Below are 1,205 nucleotides of genomic sequence, written 5' to 3' on the forward strand. Positions count from 1 at the left end.
TGACCTGCTCCCCTGAATGTACTCATTCATAGGCTAGCCCTGTTCACGTTGTGGTCCCTTGCGGACCGGGTTGCGAATTCGTTCGGTGTGAGCCCATTGAGGCTCGTGTGTGGGCGGTGCAGATTGTAGTCGAGGCGCCACGCGTCGATGATCTCGCGGGCATGACGGAAGCTCCGGAACAGATGCTCATTGAGGCACTCGTCCCGCAGGCGCCCGTTGAAGCTTTCCACCAGCCCGTTTTGCATCGGTTTGCCAGGCGCGATGTAGTGCCACTCGACACCGCGATCCTGCTGCCAGGCGAGCATGGCGTTCGATGTCAGTTCCGTCCCATTGTCGCTGACCACCATGCAGGGGTAGCCACGGCGTTCTGCGATGGCATCCAGTTCGCGGGCGACACGTTCGCCGGATAGCGAATTGTCTACGACCGTCGCCAGGCATTCCCGGCTGAAGTCATCGATCACGCACAGGATGCGGAAGCGGCGTCCATCGACCAGCGTGTCTGACACGAAGTCGAGGCTCCAGCGCTGGTTCGAATCCTGTGGGATCGCCATCGGGGCCCGCGTGCCCAGGGCTCGCTTGCGTCCGCCCCGCTTGCGCACGGTCAACCGTTCTTCCTTGTAGATGCGATAGAGACGCTTCCAGTTCACTTCGACGCCCTCCCGCTTCAGCAGCAGGTGCAGACGCCGGTACCCAAACCGCCGTCGCTCGGATGACAACTCCCGCAGACGCTGTCGAAGTTCCTTGTCGTCCGGTCGAGTGGATGTGTAGCGGTAGACGCGCGGCGCCATGCCCACCAAGGCACATGCGCGGCGCTGCGAGTAGCTCTTCTCTTCAATAGCCCAGCTCACGGCATTCCTCCTCGAACCGGGCGTCAGAAGTTTTTTCCGAGCATCTCGCGGAGTGTTGCCACGTCCATCATCTGCTCCGCCAGCAGCTTCTTCAGCTTCGCGTTCTCCTCCTCCAAAGCCTTCAGGCGTTTGGCTTCCGACACTTCCATGCCGCCGTACTTCTTGCGCCAGGTGTAGAATGTGGCGTCGCTGATCCCGTGCTTGCGACACAGATCACCCGCCGAAATCCCGGCCTGATGCTCCTTCAAGATGCCGATGATCTGTTCTTCCGAGAACCGTGATCGCTTCATTGCCTGTCTCCTTATTCCAGGAACAGGCTAACCTAAAATCGGGGACATCTCAGGGGAGCAGGTCACC

At 60.4% G+C, this 1,205-nt stretch carries 1 protein-coding gene; it reads right to left on the reverse strand.

Annotated features, from left to right (window positions below):
• Nucleotides 1–26 precede the first annotated feature (26 nt).
• A protein-coding gene (locus CSC94_RS23950) for an IS3 family transposase (protein WP_099308859.1) occupies nt 27–1,138 on the reverse strand; the annotation gives its coding sequence in 2 pieces (ribosomal slippage) (nt 27–883 and nt 883–1,138; 1,113 coding nt in all).
• Nucleotides 1,139–1,205 lie beyond the last annotated feature (67 nt).

Source organism: Zhengella mangrovi, from assembly GCF_002727065.1.
Lineage (GTDB): Bacteria > Pseudomonadota > Alphaproteobacteria > Rhizobiales > Rhizobiaceae > Zhengella > Zhengella mangrovi.